Here is a 20,707-nt window from a genome sequence, read left to right on the forward strand (position 1 = left end):
TGCTTGGTCATGACCTGCTATTTTTCCAAGCACTCAGGAAGGCTATCATAAAATTTGGCCGATTTATGCAATTCAATTGCTGAAATTGTTGGCATTTTATATTATACTGAAGAAAATAAATTCATTGTGAAGAGGGAATTTAATGAACAAAATAGTTACCAGTGATGAAATAACAGCTATCCTGCCAGAAATTGTTGCAATCCGCCGCGATTTGCACACCTATCCGGAACTGAGTTTTCAGGAATTTGAAACATCCGAAAAAATCGTCAAATTTTTAAGTCAACTGAACATTGACAATCAGGTCGTCGGTAAAACTGGCGTCGTTGCCACGATTTTTAACAGCTCTGCTTTTCCGACAATCGCGCTGCGTGCCGAAATGGATGCTCTACCCATTCAGGATGACAAAACCTGCGACTATGCTTCAAAATATCCTGGCGTCATGCATGCCTGCGGCCATGATGGCATTGTCGCCATCGCCTTGGGCGTTGCAAAGATACTTCAGCAAAAAAGTTCGCTGCTGAAATGCAATGTCAAATTTCTGTTTGAGCCTGCTGAGGAAATCGGTGAAGGGGCCCGGGCCTTGATCGGTGCGGACGCGCTTTCCAATCCAGTCGTTGATCGGATGATCATTTTTCATCTGGCCAACTCCGAACCCCTCGGCATGGAAATTCAGGAAAAGGTCTCGACCGCTGAAATCTGCTCGCTTGATCTTCATGTTACCGGCTATTCCAGCCACTGGGGTGAAGTTGAAAAAGGCTCGGATGCTATCCATGCAGCAAGTGAGACCATCTGTGCCATCAAAAAATGCAGCAGCCAGAAAAGGGAAATGCCTTCGGTGATCGGCATCGGAACCATCAACGGTGGCGTGAAAAATAACATCATGGCAGACTCGGTGGATATGACTGGCACGCTCCGGACATTTCTTCCCAAAGACCGGGAAGAAATGATCCGCTGCCTAGGTCAGGATTTTCAAAAGATCGAAAAGAAAACCAATACGCAGATAAAAATGGCCGTCGAAATGCGGACCCCACCCATCTTCAATGATCCGGATCTAGTCAAAACAGGCATTGAAATCGGGCAAAATGTCTTTAAAAAAAGTCGAGTGATACTCGGCAGAACGCCTTATTTGGCCGGGGATAATGCCGCGTTTTATTTTGAGCAAATCAAAGGCGTTCGCATCGTTTTTTTTGCCGCACAAGAAAGCATCATCAATTATCCACTCCACAATTCCAGATTTGATTTTAATGAGTCAATTTTTCCCTATGCCATCGAGACACTGTGTGAACTCATCTGTCACATCGCTGTAGAAAAATAGTGGCTGTTTTTCTTTTGAGCCGGTGGTTGATGATTCCACCCATCAGCGAGGCTAATTCTAACTATGTGAAAAGGCTGATTCAGGCATGCTTAAGGCCCAAGCTCGATAGAGCTTGGGCCTTACTGATATTTGATCTGATTTTTTAAGCGGCTTTGTTGTGAATCTTTAGTACTTGTCGTCCAGAATAATGACCGGTTGAGCGGCATCCACGTCGATTTTCTTAGCCGGAATTTCCGCCGTCTTTTTCTTCATGATCTGGGAACCGTTGACGGTTCCTTTGAGCTGGAAGGCTCCGACCATTTGTTTGAGCATTTCCGCCTGACTGGAGAGTTCTTCACTGGCAGCTGCGCTTTCTTCCGCGGTAGCGGAATTGGTTTGTACCACCTGGGAAACCTGTTCGATGCCCTGATTGATCTGGGCAATTTCCGACGCCTGATCATTGGATGCCGTCGCAATGTCTCCCACCAAACGCGCAACTTTTTCTATTTCAGCCAGTATTTCTTTTAAGCTCTCTGCGGTTTCATCAGCAATCTTCGTTCCTGCTTCTACCTTGTCAATAGAACCTTCGATAAGACCGGTTGTCTCTTTGGCCGCTTCAGCACTTCTGGCAGCCAGGGTTCGCACTTCTTCCGCCACGACGGCGAAGCCTTTGCCGTGCTGACCGGCCCGGGCTGCTTCCACCGCCGCATTGAGCGCCAGAATATTGGTCTGGAAGGCAATATCGTCAATGACCTTGATGATTTTGGAAATGCTGTTGGAAGAATCGTTGATATCCACCATGGCGGTAACCATCTTGTTCATCTGCACATTTCCGACTTCCGCATTTTTACGGACATGCATCGCTATTTCATTTGCTTCATTGGCATGCATGGCGTTCTGCTTGGTCTCTCCGGCCACTTCTTCAATTGAAGCGGTGAGTTCCTGGATGGAGCTGGCCTGTTCGGTAGTACCTTGAGACAGCGCCTGTCCGCCATCGGAAATCTGATTGGCACCGGCTTCCACCTGTCCAGCCGCTTCGTTTATTTCACCCATAGTGTTGCTCAGGTTTGTGGTGATATCATTCAATGCTGTTTTAATGGCCAGGAAATCGCCCAGATATTCAGTGGTGATTTGCTGATTCAAATTGCCACGGCCCATTCCTTCCAGTGTCTGTGTAATTTCATCCACATAGCGTTTCAGGAAAGCGACAGTCTGGTTCATGTCTTCTTTGATGACAATGTAATCCCCGTTGTAATTACCGATCATGCCAGTGTTCAGGTTTCCTTTTGCCAGTTCCTGCAGGGTAGCAGAAGCTTCCTGAACCGGTGCAACTACAGCATCCAGTGTCGCGTTGACGCCGTCCACAATTTTGGCAAAATCCCCCTGGTGTCTACCGGCATCAGCCCGTGTATCCAGACGGCCGTCAATGCCGGCCTGAGCCAGCATGCTGGCATCACTGATCAGATTATCCACCGAGGTCTGGACTTCAGAAAGACTGTTTCTGATTTCATTGAATTGGGCACTGACTTCGGATGTGAATTCATCAGCTTCACCGATGGCCAGGTCGAAGGCCAGATCCCCTTCGGATAACCGAATCAGGTTGTTTGCCAATCGGTTTACTTCGTTTTTGGTATAGTCGCTGACACGGATCATGGCGGTTAAATCCGTGACGACTTCAACAAAACCCACTTTCTCGCCGCGAGAATCCATGAGATAAGCAGTATCCTGTTTAAAGTGATTGCCAAACCAGTCAAAATAACTGTCGGATAATCCCTGATCAACCAAACGTCGGATTCCACAGCTTTCAGTCCGGCAGATGTTGGCACCGGCATTATAGCAGTCCATGCCACAGGCAGAAGCCCGGTCTTTAATCACATTGTTGTTGATCATCATGTCTTCAAATGATTTATTCATGAAGATCCATTTCATGTCGTTGTCGGTGACATGGATTGGGAATGGCACCGCATCAATGATGGATTCGTACCAGACCATCTTATCAACGACCGTATCCAGAGTGGCGTTAACGCCTGCCACAATTTCTTTATAGCCGCCGTTGAAACGATCAACGTCGCCCCGCGTATCCCATTTTCCTTGAACTGCTGCATTCGACAGCATCGTGGCTTCAGCAACCAGACCACGAATGGTTTCAATAATCAGTTTCAGAGCTGGAGAGAGTTCATCTTCGGAATCTCTTGGTTCCACGTTGGCACTGACATCACCGTTTGAAATCTGATTCATGGTACCAATAATAATGGTCTGAATATCATCGGAGAAGGTATCCATCGACTCAGCCATTTCCCCAATTTCATCTTTTCGCTTCATGTTAAGACGCATGGCAAAATGCCCCCGGCTCATTTCTTTGATCATGTGATTGGCTTTTTTCAGCGGGTTGCTGATCAGTAAACGCAGGATTAGACCAAAAGCGATGGCCACAACCAGAGAGACAAGTGTGACAATAATCATGGTTGTGATGGTTGCGTTTGCACTGGCAGTATCGGCAGCAGCCTGAGCATCAGCTTCATCCAGTTTCATGGGTACCAGTTTGTTGATTGCATCCATCTGCGCCGAAGCGGCCATTTCGTAGGAACCTGTATTTGAAAGCAGGGTATACGCTTCGGCATCTCTGTTTTCGATGGCCAGCGCTTTCACCTTCTCAAACTCCTGAGCCAGAACCTTTCGGGATGCAACAAATTCGTCAAAGGCAGCCTGCATTTCAGGATCGGTGATCGATTTTTCAAAATTGGCGGCCGCCTCATCAATTTCCTGATTCCGAATGTTGACCTCAACTGCATTGGTCTGAATCAGCTCCGGGCTGTTTTCGATAATCATATCCCGTACGATACTCTGCATGCGCTGATAGGATGTCGAAATCTGACCGACCTGCGCGATCGGCAGCGTCATATCTTCAAAGAGTGCCGTATTCTGTTTTTGAAGCGCTTTAAGATCGGTAATTCCGATCATCCCGACAATCCCGGTCAGTAATGCCACAATGATGAAGCTCACCAGCAGCTTTACGCCGATTTTCATGTCATAAATCCATTTCATTTTTCTTTTCCTCCTGAATATAATTTTCCCCAAAATCAAAATGCTTTCAGCAATTAAATTGACGGAATATTATAATACCACATTATATTACAATATTATACTAAATAATTATATGTTACAGCATTTTGTTTTTTTATATTCATTTGGTTGTCCTTGTCATCCTTTTATATGAAATGATGACAACCATCCTATTTCTCACCTTTCTGATAGTGCGCAAGTTCCGCATTCATTTCTTTTGCATTTTGATTATCAAGAATCCACATGATGCCGTTGACCCCAAGATACACAAGTCCTACCGCTACTGCAAAAGCGATCATGACTGCCCGATCTTCTGCTCCATTTGTAAATACCAGAATCATCAGTAGAACTTCAATCAATAACAGCTGCAGTAATTTTCTGAACACCATCTGCCTGAACGTCAATTCCTTGCTGGAATACGTAACCATGGCAGGCAACAGACTGACCGCACCTAAAATCAGAGGCGAAAAAAAAGCTTCATAGCCGAAAGATCGCTCTCCATCGAAGAAGAGTCCCATGATGCCCATCGCTAAACAGATCAGCGTCACGATGACAAAATAATGCGTCAAGACCTTTTTGGGAAAATTTTTATCGATCATTGCACTTTCCTTTCTGCAATCGGTCTTTTAATTCACCGACAAATTTCCGCGAAATAATGACCTCTTCGCCATTGCGCATGCTCGCCGAAAACCGTCCATTAAGCGCCGGTTTTAAGGATTGAATCTTCATCAGGTTGATGATAACGGCCTTTGAACATCTGAAAAAACTGTTCTCTCCATACGCCGTTTCAAATTCATAGAGTTTCATTTTCAATTGATAGACATCATCTTTTAAGTAGGCAAAGACACGATGATCCACCGCTTCCACATAATAGATATCCAGCAGCGTTATGGCATATGACCGACCGTCTCGTGTCCCTTCCAGACGCTCCTGCCTCGACTTGATCAGCATTTCCAGTTCGCGGACTGATTTTGTTACTACATGGCATCGGATCTGAACTTCCTCATCCTGAGTTCTGGGTATTTTTCTTATGCATACATTCATCGTTTCCTCTTTCAAGTGTGTGGGTAGACTAAATATTCTTTTAGCCTATGAGATACACTATTTAATAGGTTTCCTGAATCGACAATTCTGGATCGCCTTTCAGATAATGATTATAGTACTCTAAGATTACACCATTCATGGTGTTTATGCAATAATCCGGATCAATTTCACCAGCGCCCAGATAGGATGCCAAGATTGGAGAAAACCGCGGCAGATCGGTGAAATTGAGATGTTCGGCGCCGATAAAATGGACTTCCATCGCATCCTGGGCATTTTTCAGAACGACATTGTTGACATAAAGATCACCGTATTTATCGGCCTCTTCATGATATGCCATTGAATCGATGCTGAGCAACGGCAAGAGATAGGGCGTGTCCCTGAACTGGTAGGCTCCGTTTGCATAGGCCGTTTCTTCTCCAAACATGGTTCCTTCCAGATCGATGACTGCATCGATGTCCGTCCGTTCTCTTCCCAGCTCAACCGCAGCCGCACCACCCATGGAATGACCGATCACACCGATTTTTGTGAAATCTATACACTGATATACCAGCTCCTCCCGATTGTTCTGAGTCTGCTCTGCAATGGTATCCAGTACAAAGTTCATATCACCGCAGCGTAGCGCCAGCCACTCTCTTGAGCGGCTGAAAATCTCTGCTTCATCGGCTCCCTCGCCGTTGGCACTTAAGACCGCTTGAATAAACTCACGATTGGCAGGAATGATCTCACCATCTGTCTGTTTCGTGAAAAAAGCGTGATAGGGATGATCGATGCTGCAGACCACGTAACCATGGCTTGCCAGTTCTTCAAACGTCGACAAATTGCTCATCCGATAGCCAAATGCGCCGTGGGAGAAAACAACCAGCGGAAATGTCTCATCCGTTTCTGTTACCGGATACCAGAACTGAACCGTTACTTTTCGATTGGAACCATCTTCCCGAAACGTCTCCACCCGGTTTTTGTCAGTCCATGTATAGCTGACTGTCTCGCAATCATAATCACCCGTCGGTTTCAGCTGCGTGGTCTGGGGAAAGACCAGTGCCGGCGTTAACACAAGCATCACCAGAAAAAGGCTGACCACTGTTTTTAGCAGAACTTTTGTAAGTTTGTAATTCTTTTCCGGTTTTTTTCGTACCAGAGATACCAGCGCCATTATCCCTCTAACCACTAGAAAAACGGCCAGTAGCCCCCAGCGAAAACTCCATTGAATAACACCAGCCAACGCAAGCAGCACAAACAGCCCAAGCTCACAGCAGTTTAAAATTGCCTTCTCCTTACGATAGCTTTTCTTTTTTAAGATGCAGAAGCCGTTAAAAAAGAGTTCTGCCAAAATCAAACTCACTAAAACAATAATACCAATCATCATACTCTCCTCTTTCTCTTTTTATAGTGGAAAGTATATCGCCTTCTTTGCTTCACCACAATATAACTGCCCGCAAGATGCAAAAAATGAACGTAAGATGCAAGTGATCCAATCTCATATTCAACAACTTGAAGCTCGAATTCAGGAATTACAGAAACAGTCTACTGAAAAACAAGCAACTGAAGCACCCAGTCAACAAATGACGGCCCAGCAAACCACGGCCACACAAAAAATTCCGAGTATGAATATTTTTGATACCTACGCTTAAGACCATACATAAAAAATCCTCCCGCACTTCCCGGGAGGATTTTTTATGTATGGATTTCTTTGGGTTTATTCATCTTCCCATTTTCTTCAAAACTATCATAATCATTCGGTATTCAACTTATAATTGCCTGCATAAAGCAATATAAAAAGGGTATCAAACAAACATTCGAAAAAAAGGAGAAAAGAAAATGAAGCTTGTTAAATCATTATTTTTATCACTCACTGTTTTATTTTGCTGTTTGGCTGTCGCAGGATGCGGCACCACAACAAAAGATGACAAGGCACAGACGGAAAAATCTGATGCCATCCAGGCTACTGACTACAGCCAGAGTAACCACTGGCTGAACCTGCCCACGGATCTCAGCAAAGACGTGGATGTTTTTTACCTCTACCCGTCAGCATGGGCAAAGGTGAATGCCGATGACCCGATAGTATGCGAGATTGACAACCCTGTAATGCTCCAGCAATCAAAGCTGGCTTATGATCGACAGGCCACTGCCTTTTCAGACATCGCCAATATCTATGCACCCTACTATCGCCAGGATGATGCTGGCTCAACCCTTGCCATGTCAGTTGATGAACAGCAGGATATTGTCAAAGGCATTCCTCTGACCGATGCAATGGCAGCCTTCGACTACTACATAAAAAACTACAATCACGGCCGTCCATTCATTTTGGCCAGTCATTCCCAGGGTTCTAATGTAATGATCTATATCCTGTCGGAATATATGAAAGAACACCCCGAGGTAAACGATCGTATGATCGCCGCCTATGTCATTGGTTATTCTGTTACTGATGAGTATCTGTCCCAGAATCCGCACCTTAAATTCGCCACGGGAGCCGGAGACACCGGGGTTATCATTTCCTATAATACCCAGGCCCCAACCATTGAAGGTACCGATGGAGTTGTTGTTGCCGGTGCCAAAGCAATCAACCCGATCAGCTGGACCACTGACGAAACAGTAGCACCTGCTTCAGATAACCTGGGTTCACTCCAGTTGAATCCGGACGGTTCTGTGGTTAAAAATGATGACGGCACCTTTGTGGTTGTGAAGAACTTTGCCGATGCCCAGGTTGATACAGCCAAAGGTGTTGTTATTTGCAGTACCGTCGATGTGGATACTTATGCTCCCGGGAACGCGATGTTTGGCAGAGGGGTTTTTCATAGCTTTGATTTCCCCTTTTACTACTATGATATTCAGGCAAACGCAGCACTGCGAACCCAAAATTACCTGTTGAATCGTAAATAATCAGATTCTCTTCTTTAGTTTAGTGATATCCTTCCTGGCCAGCAGACCTCACCAAAAGTATTTTAAACACTTCCCCAAAAATGCCGTGGCACTATCAAAGTGTCGCGGCATTTTAACAAACATTACACGATCTGAATTGACTATACTGTCTTTATCAGTTTATTCAGCCTTTTATTGAGCTCGGCAATCGGAAGCCCCACGATGTTGTTGTAATCCCCTTTAATCCATTCAACCCAGAGTCCCGCCTCTTCCTGAATACCGTAGGCACCGGCTTTGTCACTGGCCTTGCCGGAAGCAACATATGCTTGAACTTCCCGTTCCATCTGCTCGTCCCAAGGATAGAAGCAGATCTGGGATACCGATACAAACCGGTCTTCCATCGATCCTAATTTTATGCTGACGCCGGTCAGCACATGATGAATTTTTCCAGCAAGCCGTCGGATCATGCTGTAAGCCTCTTCATTATCCCGGGGTTTGCCCAGAATGTTTTCCTTTAAAACAACGACGGTGTCCGCGCCAACTACCAGCGCATCCGGGTTTTTTCGATGGATTTCTGCCGCCTTTTTCGAGGCAAGCTCGATAACCAGTTTCTTTGCCGTTTCCAGAAAATCCTCATCTCGGTTTTCTAAAACCGCTGTTTCTATTTCCTTTTCATTTATTTCCGCCGCTTTTACCGTAAAGTCCTTAACAGCCAGTTTAAACAGTTCCCGTCTTCGGGGCGACTGACTGGCCAGAATTATTTCAGGTTGCAAATTTCACCTCCATATTTTTTTCATGAGATCATTGCGAAACTGATCGTCACGCTAACTGCACTTTCGCAATGACCTGTTTATTTTCATTATAAACTCAATCCCGATCATTATCAAAAATTTTAATTGCATTCCGCAAGCATAATACCTTAATCTTCACAAATAAAACATAAAGCCAACATGCAGCAACCAAGTTTTTATTCTAAAATAAAAACAACTTATAACAAAACTCTATCGGGACGAGGATTTATATGATGACACCAAAAATAGAAACACAATTTTCAATGCTTTTTTATTCCTCTGAGATCGATGCTTTTCCACTTTATATAGAATACAATTTACACTGGGAAGCGGACACAATATTCTCTTTACATTGGCATTGCCAGACTTTTCCCGAAGTCTGGTTTTTTCATATTTCCTCACAATTAACTGCATGTTAAATTAATGTCAAAGTATTCTTTATAACCATAATTCTTTTTTAAATTTCATAATATTTCAATCGTAAAAGTCAGATGCTATCCTATGTCTATAAACACGTAAGCAGAATTTTATCAATTTATTCATGAAGGGAAAAAAAATGAACTACTCTGAAGAAAGTTTGAAAATGCATGAAATGTATTCGGGCAAAATTGAGGTCATCTCAAAGGTTAAAATTGAATCACGGGAAGATCTGAGCAAAGCTTATACCCCCGGAGTTGCGGAACCCTGCAGAAGAATTCATGAGAATGAGGAAAATGTCTATAAGTATACCTCAAAAGGAAATATCGTCGCTGTCGTCACTGATGGAACCGCCGTCCTGGGTTTAGGCGATATCGGTCCGATGGCAGGTCTGCCGGTTATGGAAGGAAAAGCAATCTTATTCAAAGAATTCGCAAACGTCGATGCCTTTCCCATCTGTCTGGCGACTAAAGACGTTGATGAAATCGTTAGAACCGTCAAACTCATCGCACCGGGATTTGGCGGCATCAATTTAGAAGATATCGGTGCCCCACGATGCTTCGAGATCGAAGAACGATTGAAAAAAGAGCTGGACATTCCTGTTTTTCACGATGATCAACATGGTACGGCCATTATCGTCCTGGCCGGCATCATCAACGCATTGAAAGTTGTCAATAAAAGAATTGAGGATGTCAAAGTGGTCGTCAATGGCGCCGGAGCTGCCGGAACGGCCATCGCTAAACTGCTGCTTTCATCAGGCGTCAGAAATCTCATTGCCTGTGACAAACCCGGCATTCTCTACCGCAAAATGGAAGGACTGGACAACGCAAAAAAAGAACTGGCAGAACTGACCAATCCTGAAAATATTCAAGGCACTTTGGCTGACGCCCTGGTCGGTGCTGATATCTTCATCGGAGTTTCAGCTCCGGGAATCGTAACCCAGGATATGGTGCGATCGATGAGTGAGGATTCGATTCTTTTTGCAATGGCCAACCCAACGCCGGAGATTATGCCTGATGAGGCAAAAGCTGCCGGAGCCAAAGTGATCGGAACCGGCCGTTCTGATTTCCCGAACCAGGTCAATAACGTATTGGCTTTCCCGGGAATATTCAGAGGTGCCCTGGATGTTCGCGCTACAGAAATCAATGAAGAAATGAAACTGGCAGCGGCTAATGCCATCGCTTCGATGATCAAAGATCAGGATCTGAATGAAAACAATATCATTCCAAACGCACTAGACAAAACAGTAGCCGCCAATATTGCTGAAGCGATCAAAAAAGCTGCGATAAGAACCGGCGTAGCCCGAATAATAATGTAAAAGGAGAAAAACGAAATGCAGATTCCAATTAAAAAAACACTCGATAAGATTCCTGGGGGTATGATGGTTGTTCCATTATTTCTGGGTGTACTGGTCAATACTTTTTTCCCCCAGTTTTTAGAAATCGGCGGCTTTACCAGCGCTTTATTCAGCCCCAAGGCATCATCCACCATTCTTGCCTGTTTTATGTTTCTGATCGGTTCACAGATTAATTTTAAGCTGGCACCGAAAGCCCTAAAAAAAGGCGCGCTCCTGATTACCGGAAAGTTCATCGTTGGTGCCGGTATCGGCATCTTTGTCGGACTGGTATTTGGCCCCGCCGGCATTCTCGGCCTGTCGCCGCTGGCCATTCTGGCCGCTTTGACCAACTGCAACGGCGGCCTGTATGCATCCCTTGCTTCACAGTACGGGGATGATACTGATGTGGGCGCCTATGCTCTGCTTTCCCTCAAGGATGGTCCATTCTTTACCCTGGTGGCTTTGGGTGCATCCGGTCTTGCGCAAGTACCCTTCATGGCACTGGTAAGCGTGCTGGTTCCCATCGTCATCGGTATGATTCTCGGGAATCTGGATCCGGATATGCGAAAATTTCTGGGAAGCAGCAAAATGCTGTTGATTCCGTTCTTCTCGTTCCCTCTGGGTGCCGGCATGAATCTTCAGACCATCGTTACCGCCGGAGGCCCCGGCATATTGCTGGGTGTTGTCGCTGCCTTAACAGGAATCGGTGCCTTTATCCTTTTAAAACTGTTTAAGGAAGAACCGATCATCGGTCTGGCAACCGGCTCAACCGCCGGAAATGCTGTTGCCACGCCAGCTGCTGTTGCGGCCGCAGACCCCACCCTGGCCGTCATCGCGACCGTCGCTACCGCTCAGGTTGCAGCTGCTTGTGTCGTTTCCGCAATCGTCTGCCCGTTTATCGTAACCTATGCGTTCAAGTATCTGAACAGCCGGCAGGCCAAAAAGGTCAAGGAGAACCATTTGAGTGGCGAAACGGCAGGCTCCAGAATTGAAATAGCTCAATAACAGATTTTTATCCAACGGTGTTAAAACACGGAAAAGGCAAGACAAGTATGGAAGATTTGATATATAATATCATCACAGAATGCCGGCATACAGCTGAACTGGCCGATTGCAACTCAACTGTCGGTTCAGAATGAGCTGTTTGGCTACTGACTTGATTGGTATATACTATATAATAGTCTTTCATTTTCAAATAGTCTTACCTGTTTCCGTGTTTTTTTTGAGGTGAATTAATTATGAAAAGCAAACTAAAATTGCATACCAAGATAGCCTTGCTTGTGACAACCGTCGTGTTTGTTTCCATCTCCGTCATCATTGTTTTTGCCGTGTCATGGATGACCAATATGATTGAGGACAAGGCCCGAACAAATCTGATGAATGTGGCCATGATGGTTGCTCATTCCGAAGAAATCGCCGCTGCGCTAGAAAACAGGGATCCTGATGCAAAAATTGCCGACTATGTGGACGCCCTGCTTCCTAATCTGAATCAGGTTGAATACATCATCGTCGTGGATAAAGACGGCATCCGGCATTCCCATCCCAATCCCGAGATGATTGGCGAAACCTTTGTCGGCGGCGATGAACACCGGGTTGCTGAAGAAGGCGAAGCCTATCTTTCTGAAGCCACCGGCACCCTTGGCATGGCACTGAGAGCCTTCGCTCCCATCTATGATGCCAACACTCAGGAAGAAATCGGCTTTGTTGCGGTGGGAACCCTCACCGACAGTATTGAGTCCGCCAAATCGACAGCCCTGCTTTATATCATCCTGATCAGTCTGGGCGGACTGGCTGTGGGTATCATCGGCGCTTTTATTTTATCGAACAATATCAAAACCATTTTACTGGGGCTCGAGCCGGAAGAAATCAGCCAGCTCTACACCGAAAAAATGGGAATGCTGGAAGCCATTCACGAAGGCCTGATTGCCGTTGACAATTCCGGACGAATCACGCTGATTAACGATGCCGCCATCGATATTCTGAAATTCGGGACAAAATACAACAAAGATAATCTCCTGGGCTATCATGTTGAGGAAGTAATCCCCAATACGGAAATGTTGAAAATTCTGGAAACCGGACAATCGGAATTCGAACGGGAGCAGCGAATCGACAATACCATCATCGTCACCAACCGGGTCCCGATCATGCATAACGGGCAAATCATCGGTGCCATTGCCAGCTTCAGGGATAAAACACAGGTTACAAAAATGGCGGAAGAGCTCACTGGCGTCAAAAAAATGGCCTGGTCTTTGCGGGCTCAGAATCATGAATTCATGAACAAGCTGCATACCATTTCTGGTCTGATCCAGCTGGAAGAGTACGATGAAGCCCTTGCGTTTATCTCAGAAGTGGCCAGAAGTCGAAACAATATCAGCAACATTTTAACGAAAAACATCCAGAATTCCTATATCTCAGCTCTCTTACTGTCCAAATACAATAAAGCCGAAGAATGCCGAGTCAGATTAACCATTGATGAAGAGTCAAGGCTCACCGGTCTTCCCCAGCAAATGACTTCCGAAGACATCGTTTCAATCATCGGCAATCTGGTAGAAAATTCTCTGGATGAAGTAAACAATGACGGTACTGGCATCATTGATGTCAGAATTATCGAGGATCAGGCGTTGCTAACCATTCAGGTGAAGGACAATGGTCCGGGAATTCCGGCAGAGAATCGGGATAAAATCTATACCCAGGGCTTTTCAACGAAAAAAGACCAGCGTGGCAATGGCATGTTTATTGTGAAAAAAATAGTCGATGAATTTGGCGGAACCATCAGCCTGAACTGTCAGGATGGTGTTTTCTGGAACATCACGATTCCCATGAAAAGAGGTGACAAACATGATTGAAGTAATGATTGTTGAGGATGATCCCATGGTGCGGGATATCAATACCAAGTTTCTTAAAAAGGTGGATGGATTCCGGCTCTACAAAGCGGTTTCAAATCTTGGTGATGCCAAGAAGCTGATCGCCGCCAAGAAGCCGGATCTGATTCTACTGGATGTTTATCTCCCGAAAGAAAACGGGGTTGATCTGCTGAAATGGATCCGGGAAAAGAACCTGGATGTGGATGTCATCCTGATCACTGCTGACAAATCCATCGAGCGTATCCAGGAATCCATCCGATACGGATCGGTGGATTATCTCATCAAGCCTTTCAGCTTTGAACGCTTCAAGGATGCCCTCCTGCAGTTTAAAACCCGACATGAAAAATTCAAAAAGCACGACGAGATCGAGCAGAAGGAGCTGGACCAGTTGATCGCCAGCTTCAATGCGGCCCAGCCGGAGGATGATTTCACCAAAGGGCTCAATAAGTACACCTACAAATCCATCTGGGCTGAAATCGAGAAATGCGGTGACAGCGCATTCACTGCCGATGTTCTGGCTGAAAAGCTGGGCATCGCCCGGGTCACAGTGCGACGCTATCTGGAATACATGGAAAAAGAACAGAAGGTCCGAAAGCAGGTTGAATACGGCAAAGTTGGCAGACCCCAGTATAAATATCACCGGATCTGATCAATCTGATTAATCAGATTGATCAATTCCAGACATCGAGAAATCAAGGGTACTGATCGCTTCTTCCAACTCCACATCCTCTCCGTTTGCAATGCGCGGGGCGGTTTCAGTGGTTATCGGTATTCTGATGGAAAGACTCACCCCGCCAACACCATTCTGACTGTCAAGTTGAATGTGTTTATTTTCATCCAGAAACCACTAAAATAAAAAAATCCCCCTGAACAATAGTCCAAAGGGATGGCTAATCCATATTCCGATTTATATAGAATAATAAAGTATCTTGAAATCAGGCTATCTGTATTCATCTGAAACAGCCCTCTCAGAGAAGCTGTAATTATTTGACATCGCCTTCTGCCAGTTCATCCAGCGATTTTCCTTTTGTCTCCTTTTTTACCAGGAATACCGCTGCCAGCAAACCGATAACTGCCGGGATCGCATAAAACATAAATGATACTGCATATCCTTTTCCCAGTCCAATGATCATGCCAGCGACAATTGGCGCACAGGCTCCACCGATTCGACCAAATGCCTGACACCAGGCTACCCCGGTATTTCTGAATTCAGTCGGATATGCCTCCGCCATTAGCGGCTGTACCGCGGTAATGGAATAATTGATGGCAAATCCCAGGAAAATACACGCCGCCAGAATCGCACCATAACCGCCGCCGATGTTGGCCATGATGATAACCGAACTGCCGCCAACCGCAAAGGAAATGATCAGATTCTTTTTACGGCCAACCGCTTCAGCGACAAAACCAGTTGTACAATTGGCAATGATCGCCGCTGCATTCTGGGCAATTGCCAACCCGTATGCGGAAGAAACCGCCAAACCCTTTTCCAGCATTAATGATGGCAGCCAGGCATTGATGCCGTAGACAATAAAGCAGCCACAGAAATACATGATCCAGATTCCGGCAGTAATTCCTATATATTGTTTTGTGAATAACGCTCTGGGTCCAGCTTGTTTAGGCTGCGGCGGAATGATCAGAGCTTCAGGGTCCCAATCACTGGATTTACCCGTTGCGATACGTTCGATGTTTTGAAGCGCTTTAACCGCTTTTTCCCGATAGCCTTTATTTGCCAGCCAATAAACCGACTCCGGCATCTTGAAGTACAATAAAATTGAGTACAACAGAGGAATCCCACCAATCAGGTAGCAGAGTCTCCAGCCAAATAAAGGAATGACAGCAGTCGCAACCAGACCGGCGACCACCCAGCCGACGATCATCCAGGCCATTCCAAACGTTATGAAAATAGCTCGTTTATTTGTAGGTGTCGATTCGGAAAAAGCCGTCGTGACAACGGGAATGCATGCACCCAACCCGACGCCGGCCAGCACACGGAAAAGTGCAAACATCGTAAAGCTGCTGGAGAAATAGATCGGAACAGTCAACAGGGAGTATAATCCAATCGCAATTGTCAATGTTTTCCGTCTTCCAATTTTGTCAGAAATGATGCCTGAAAGTGCACCACCAACTACCAGACCAATCAGACTCCAGGAGGACAAACTCCCTTTGGCTATCGCACTTAATCCCCACTCTTGAGCAATTTGCGGCATGGTGTAGGATACAATCATGTAGTCATAACCATCAAATACCATTGCAAAACCAAGAAGGAAAAAGATCTTCCAGGTGAATTTATTAACACCAAAGGAATCCATTGCTTCCGAGATGCTGAAATTTTTCATCTTGTGACACTCCTTTTTAATGAATTTATGCCTCAATGAACTGCTCAGCCCGTTGTGATTACAGGGGTTTTACTGCAAGTATACTTACTGCAGTTTCTCTTCATTAAAACATTTATAGTAATTCACTGTTTATTTACTGTTTTTATTGTACTCGTATTCATCATTTGTGTCAATAGAAGATTTTAGTATATTTCTCAGATTTCTGATCTTTTAGTCAAAACAATCGGCTAAAACACTTAGCCGATTAGTAATTTTATCATTCCTTACTTTTTTGATTCTTGCTATTTCCTGCCCTACTTGCATTTTTCATGCCAGTCATTCAGATTTTTTTTCTTTTCAAAAAAAGCCTTCTTCATGATCTGGAATTCTTCGTCTGTGCAGCATTTTCTGCAATCCGGAATGAATTTCGCCGTATTCTCAAAGGCTTCCTTAATTCTGGGACAAGGGTAATCCTCACACTGACCACAGTTTTCAAGCTTGCGTTCGCTGGTACATCCAACAATTCCATGACGGCACCAGTTATCGGTAGTACAACCATTGCATTTAATTTCTTCATTATCTACCAGATGATCGCGATAACCAATTTTATACCACAATTCCGCCGTCGATTTTAACTGTGCCTCAGTTTTTGGCATAAAACGCGGACAAATACTACAGTCGTTTCCGCAGGCGGCTAAAATCGGGTTCATAAATTACCCCCGTATTTCCGTTTCAATCACACAAGTCGTTTTAATCGTTTCAACCAGGAATTGCAGAGCGTCTACCACATGTGGCCGGATGTCACCACCAATCAGTACATACATGATGTCATCACCAAGCTCCAGGTGCCCTTCGTTGAGCCAAACTTTGACATGGAAAATGCCGTCCATCTTCCGGGTTTCAGTAATGGCGGCTTCAACCTTTTCTGCATCATAGGAAAACATCATTCCCTGTATCAATGAGCCATCGTCCACCCCCTGACGCACCTTTGCCTTTGGTGTTTGACGGACAATTCCGTTATGGACCAGAAACATTCCCTCCTGTAGCGCCTCTGGATCTTTTTTAACTTCCCTGAGCCATTCGTCGATGGATGGGGCTGTTTTTTTCATTTTTTCATTCATATTCGATACTCTCCTTAATTTAAATAATTTTATTTTTTACTTTTATGTTTATGCAGTTTGTCTTTTTGATACGCTTTTTAACTTTTTAATGATCACCTGGTATTCCGGGCTGTCCGACAGGCAGGCAAACGCCGGATTTGAAATGACCATCTGCAGCATGCTGTCCCGGATGACGCTTTCACTCCTGGGAGCAGAAGTACCCAGATCAAATTCTTCAAACCAGTCTCCAATTGAATCGAAGTAGTCATCGCCGTGAAGTGAATAGGGAAAAAAGTTGGAAATGCACAAATCAGTATAGCGCTGAAGCATATTCAAAGCCGGTTCCTTTCGGTCAGCTCGGCAGTAAATATCCGCCGCTGTATAATAAAGCTGTGCCATTGTATTTGGATGCAGCTGGTCCAATTTGAACAAGGTGGTTATTCCCAGCGCGCGGGTTAAAATTTCATCCACTTTTTCCATATCGTCCGCATTTAATGACAGGTGGAACGTCGTCATGCCCATAAGATACAATAAATGCTGATACATACTGATTTGAACGACTTCTTTGGCTTTTTCTGTGTTGCCCATAATCTGATAAGCCTGTGCGACCATCTCGGTATCCTGAGAAATCGGACGGATGTCTTCTCCAAACAAATCCAATACCTTTCCGGACTGCCCCATTATGAGATAGCAGCTACCTTCAACTGCGACAGATTCTCTGGACAGCCAGATATCGTCGGATTCGGTTTTTACCCGTTCACACAGATCAATCACTTCATCGAGAATGTCTTTTTGCAGCGCTTCGTTCGGCGTCAGCATATGATGATTGATCAAAAGCACGGCCATCTGCAGAAGCAAGGGAAAGCAGGAATAGTATTTTTTTATGATGTCCCGGCACTCTGAAAGCACGTCATCAAAAGGCTGGGTTGCGAATTTTGATGCCAGCTCATGGTAAAGCGCTTTGATATGCTCTTTGGTCATCTGCGGGGCATATCCCATCAGATCATCGATGCTGATATTAAAATAAGTCGCCAGCTGCGGAAGATAGGTAATGTCAGGATAACTTTGGCCGGTTTCCCATTTTGAAACCGACGCTTTGGTTACTCCGATGTAGGCGGCCAATTCATCCTGGGTTATGGTTTTCTCCCTGCGCTTTGTCACAAGTATCCGTGAAATATTTATTTCCTTCATTACATCACCTCTGCTCTCATTATACGTGGGGCTTAATCAGTTGGCAATCGATTTTCAGTTGATTTCAGCGGAAAAAATCACGTATTGGGTGACAAATGGACGACGGCGTTGTTTATTGCTAAACTGAAACATTTTTATGTTATACTGATACCATCAAAATGAGTAAGAGGTTTCAAGCTATGGAAAAAATAGAAAGCGCCACCGCCGGAAGCACTTCTGTCTCGATGTTCTTGTATGCCTCATTTTTAGGTCCGATCACGGAGGAGATTGTTTTCCGGGGTTTTGTATTAAGGTCCCTGGAGAAATACGGCAAACACTTTGCCATCGTGACATCAGCTATCATGTTTGGATTGTTTCACGCAAATTTTATTCAGGGTATTTTCGCAATTTTAGTCGGTCTCATTTTGGCCTATGTTGCACTGGAATATTCAATCAAATGGTCGATTGCCTTTCATATTGTCAACAACTTTATATTTGGCGATGTATTGTTTTTCATCCTCGGAAATTTTGAATCAACATCAGCAATGATCGCAATCAGTGTTCTGGATCTTATTTTCTTTATTGGCGGTATTTATATTATTTGCTTCAGGCGAAAAAAAGAAGTGCACCAGTATCTCCAGCTTGAAAAAGCAAACCGTGAACTTTATCTTCAGACATTTACGACAATATGGATGCTGCTCTTTATGACCGCCGAAATACTGACAAGTTTTATGGGGATCACAACGCTGTAAACCACACGTCCAATGCAAACCGAAAAAAAGCCAGTCTCAATTTTATATACTTGAGACTGGCTTTTTTAAGATAATTTAATGACTATTACGCTTTATTAAAACGCGCTTTTGCTCATGCGATCAATGACTTCATCAATGGCTGTATTAACCCCTTCAAAGGACTCAATTGGCAAGCCGGATGTCTGACATGGAATAAAATATTGATGTCCGTTTTTGCAGGCATTTTCAACTTGTACTGCCACTGCTTCCTTGGTCCAATCCGGGTAGTCCACCAGCCCACTGTGAATTCCGCCCATAAAGGAGATTTTACCGCCGTATTCTTTGAGCAGCTCAGGAATATCATTTGTATTCATGACACCCTGCCAGATATCAATTCCCATTTCAATCATGAACGGCACCAAATTGGCAGCATAAGAGTCGCTATGATGTACGATCAATTCAACGCCATTGTCTTTGTAGAATTGATAGATTTTTTTATAAGCTGGCAATAAAAACTCTTCAAACATATCCGGAGAGACAAAAGATGAAATCTGGCTGCCCCAGTCGTCATGATGAAGCAGAGCATCCGGATGAACTTTATCAATCATCACTTTGGCCATGTCCAACTCGTAATCAGTCAGGAAATCAATGAGCTCGTGCATCGCTTCCGGTTCTTCGTAAAGAGCCATCAACGCATTTTCCATTCCCATCAGATGATGGGTCATTTCAAAAATTCCGGGAGCATAGAAAACGGCTGCAAACTGCTCGTTCCGGTCAATTGAATTGGCGTGTGCAACGGCAGCAGCCCATGCTTCGTCAGAAGTTTCAATCGCTGGTTTTTTTACAGCATCTTTCCATTCGGTAATCTCTTTGATCACGGCTAATCCATTCGCATGAACTGGGAACATCCCCAATTGACCTTCCGGCCACTGCCAGGTGATTCCCCAATGATCTTTCCAAGTCTGGCCGTAGTTGAATTCCACACCTAAAGGCGATTCCATAATAAGATCCATAAATTCATATTGTTTTACAAAGCGATCCGGTTTGCCACCTTTGATCGTTTCCAGCAAATTCTGTCTTTTCGTTAACATTGTTTTCTCCTTTTTATGCCCCGATCGGGGCGAATTATAAATGTCTGATTTGAGTCGAACAAAGGGGGATTAAGCGCCGACGATTTCTTTTGCTTTAACTGCCGAGCTGCCGGCATCTGGAGCGTATCCGTCAGCACCGATTTCATCTGCATATTCCTGCGTAACGGGTGCGCCACCAACGATGACTTTCATTTCCGGACAGGCGGCTTTGATGGTCTGGACGGCTTCTTTCAGGGCTGGCATGGTGGTGGTCAAAAGGCCAGAGCAGGCTACCAGAACAACATTGTCGTTTTCTTTAATAGCTTCGACAAATTTTGCTGCCGGTACGTCGACACCGAGGTCAACCATGTCAAATCCGGAGCTTTCCAGCATCATGATAACCAGGTTTTTACCGATATCATGAAGGTCACCGGCAACGGTTCCCATGATACAGGTTCCCAAAGAGTTTGATGTGTCGCCTGCCATCACTGGTTTCAGTACTTCAACCCCTTTTGACATCGCTTTGGCAGCGATCAGCATTTCCGGTACGAAGATTTCGCCGGCTGAGAATTTATCGCCGACAACGCCCATTGAGGCAACCATTGCATCCAGGATATCCTGTGCTTTATCGCCAGCGTCCAGTGCTTCCTGTACTG

19 protein-coding genes are annotated in these 20,707 nt (G+C 44.9%); 7 read left to right on the forward strand and 12 right to left on the reverse strand.

The window, feature by feature from the left end:
- Window positions 1–142: 142 nt before the first annotated feature.
- Window positions 143–1,315 carry a M20 metallopeptidase family protein gene (locus GH808_RS01230; protein WP_186840978.1) on the forward strand — a complete coding sequence of 391 codons (1,173 nt, stop codon included), beginning with the start codon at window positions 143–145 and terminating at the stop codon, window positions 1,313–1,315.
- Window positions 1,316–1,480: 165 nt separating this feature from the next.
- Here the strand turns inward: GH808_RS01230 and GH808_RS01235 are convergent, their stop codons facing one another.
- From GH808_RS01235 to GH808_RS01250, 4 genes are all read right to left on the reverse strand, one after another.
- Window positions 1,481–4,339, reverse strand: coding sequence for a methyl-accepting chemotaxis protein (locus GH808_RS01235; protein ID WP_186840979.1), 2,859 nt, complete (start codon window positions 4,337–4,339; stop codon window positions 1,481–1,483).
- 188 nt (window positions 4,340–4,527) lie between these two features.
- The gene (locus GH808_RS01240) at window positions 4,528–4,956 is read right to left on the reverse strand and encodes a DUF3021 family protein (protein WP_186840980.1); all 429 of its coding nucleotides are present in this window, start codon (window positions 4,954–4,956) and stop codon (window positions 4,528–4,530) included.
- Window positions 4,946–5,401 (reverse strand): LytTR family DNA-binding domain-containing protein, encoded by a 456-nt coding sequence (locus GH808_RS01245; RefSeq protein WP_186840981.1) that lies wholly within the window; start codon window positions 5,399–5,401, stop codon window positions 4,946–4,948. Before GH808_RS01245 ends, GH808_RS01240 begins: the two co-directional genes overlap by 11 nt.
- A gap of 61 nt (window positions 5,402–5,462) precedes the next feature.
- Window positions 5,463–6,764 (reverse strand): alpha/beta hydrolase family protein, encoded by a 1,302-nt coding sequence (locus GH808_RS01250; RefSeq protein ID WP_186840982.1) that lies wholly within the window; start codon window positions 6,762–6,764, stop codon window positions 5,463–5,465.
- A gap of 452 nt (window positions 6,765–7,216) precedes the next feature.
- On the opposite strand from GH808_RS01250, the gene GH808_RS01255 reads away from it, so the two are divergent.
- Entirely contained in the window at window positions 7,217–8,278 is a 1,062-nt protein-coding gene (locus GH808_RS01255; RefSeq protein ID WP_186840983.1) for a DUF3089 domain-containing protein, read from the forward strand.
- Between the two features lie 140 nt (window positions 8,279–8,418).
- Here GH808_RS01255 and GH808_RS01260 read toward each other — a convergent pair whose 3' ends face one another.
- Window positions 8,419–9,030 (reverse strand): Maf family protein, encoded by a 612-nt coding sequence (locus GH808_RS01260; RefSeq protein WP_186840984.1) that lies wholly within the window; start codon window positions 9,028–9,030, stop codon window positions 8,419–8,421.
- Between the two features lie 574 nt (window positions 9,031–9,604).
- Here GH808_RS01260 and GH808_RS01265 point away from each other — a divergent pair.
- From GH808_RS01265 to GH808_RS01280, 4 genes are all read left to right on the forward strand, one after another.
- On the forward strand, window positions 9,605–10,783 hold the full coding sequence (locus GH808_RS01265) for an NAD(P)-dependent malic enzyme (RefSeq protein WP_186840985.1): 1,179 nt from the start codon (window positions 9,605–9,607) through the stop codon (window positions 10,781–10,783).
- Between the two features lie 15 nt (window positions 10,784–10,798).
- Entirely contained in the window at window positions 10,799–11,806 is a 1,008-nt protein-coding gene (locus GH808_RS01270) for a 2-keto-3-deoxygluconate permease (protein ID WP_186840986.1), read from the forward strand.
- Window positions 11,807–12,039: 233 nt separating this feature from the next.
- Complete coding sequence (locus tag GH808_RS01275) at window positions 12,040–13,647, forward strand: ATP-binding protein (RefSeq protein ID WP_186840987.1); 1,608 nt, start codon at window positions 12,040–12,042, stop codon at window positions 13,645–13,647.
- Entirely contained in the window at window positions 13,640–14,314 is a 675-nt protein-coding gene (locus GH808_RS01280; RefSeq protein WP_186840988.1) for a response regulator, read from the forward strand. The genes GH808_RS01275 and GH808_RS01280 overlap by 8 nt, the downstream gene beginning before the upstream one ends.
- A 9-nt stretch (window positions 14,315–14,323) precedes the next feature.
- Here the strand turns inward: GH808_RS01280 and GH808_RS15510 are convergent, their stop codons facing one another.
- The 5 genes from GH808_RS15510 to GH808_RS01300 all read right to left on the reverse strand — a co-directional run bounded on the left by GH808_RS15510 (window position 14,324) and on the right by GH808_RS01300 (window position 18,271).
- A complete protein-coding gene (locus tag GH808_RS15510; RefSeq protein ID WP_279289649.1) occupies window positions 14,324–14,455 on the reverse strand; it encodes a hypothetical protein in 132 nt (43 codons plus the stop codon).
- A 193-nt stretch (window positions 14,456–14,648) separates the two neighbouring features.
- Window positions 14,649–16,001, reverse strand: coding sequence for an MFS transporter (locus GH808_RS01285; protein WP_186840989.1), 1,353 nt, complete (start codon window positions 15,999–16,001; stop codon window positions 14,649–14,651).
- Window positions 16,002–16,294: 293 nt separating this feature from the next.
- A complete protein-coding gene (locus GH808_RS01290; protein WP_186840990.1) occupies window positions 16,295–16,690 on the reverse strand; it encodes a DUF3795 domain-containing protein in 396 nt (131 codons plus the stop codon).
- Between the two features lie 3 nt (window positions 16,691–16,693).
- Complete coding sequence (locus tag GH808_RS01295; protein ID WP_186840991.1) at window positions 16,694–17,101, reverse strand: molybdenum cofactor biosynthesis protein MoaE; 408 nt, start codon at window positions 17,099–17,101, stop codon at window positions 16,694–16,696.
- A 48-nt stretch (window positions 17,102–17,149) separates the two neighbouring features.
- Entirely contained in the window at window positions 17,150–18,271 is a 1,122-nt protein-coding gene (locus GH808_RS01300) for a helix-turn-helix domain-containing protein (RefSeq protein WP_186840992.1), read from the reverse strand.
- Between the two features lie 179 nt (window positions 18,272–18,450).
- Here GH808_RS01300 and GH808_RS01305 point away from each other — a divergent pair, with 179 nt between their 5' ends.
- Window positions 18,451–19,002, forward strand: a complete 552-nt coding sequence (locus GH808_RS01305) for a CPBP family intramembrane glutamic endopeptidase (RefSeq protein ID WP_186840993.1) — start codon at window positions 18,451–18,453, stop codon at window positions 19,000–19,002.
- Window positions 19,003–19,097: 95 nt separating this feature from the next.
- On the opposite strand, the gene GH808_RS01310 is transcribed toward GH808_RS01305, so the two are convergent.
- Window positions 19,098–20,072: a uroporphyrinogen decarboxylase family protein gene (locus GH808_RS01310; RefSeq protein WP_186840994.1), complete on the reverse strand. Its 975-nt coding sequence runs from the start codon at window positions 20,070–20,072 to the stop codon at window positions 19,098–19,100.
- 69 nt (window positions 20,073–20,141) lie between these two features.
- On the reverse strand, window positions 20,142–20,707 hold a 566-nt coding region (locus tag GH808_RS01315; RefSeq protein WP_186840995.1), incomplete at its 5' end, for a corrinoid protein.

This window comes from Acetobacterium fimetarium, from assembly GCF_014284475.1.
Classification (GTDB): domain Bacteria; phylum Bacillota; class Clostridia; order Eubacteriales; family Eubacteriaceae; genus Acetobacterium; species Acetobacterium fimetarium.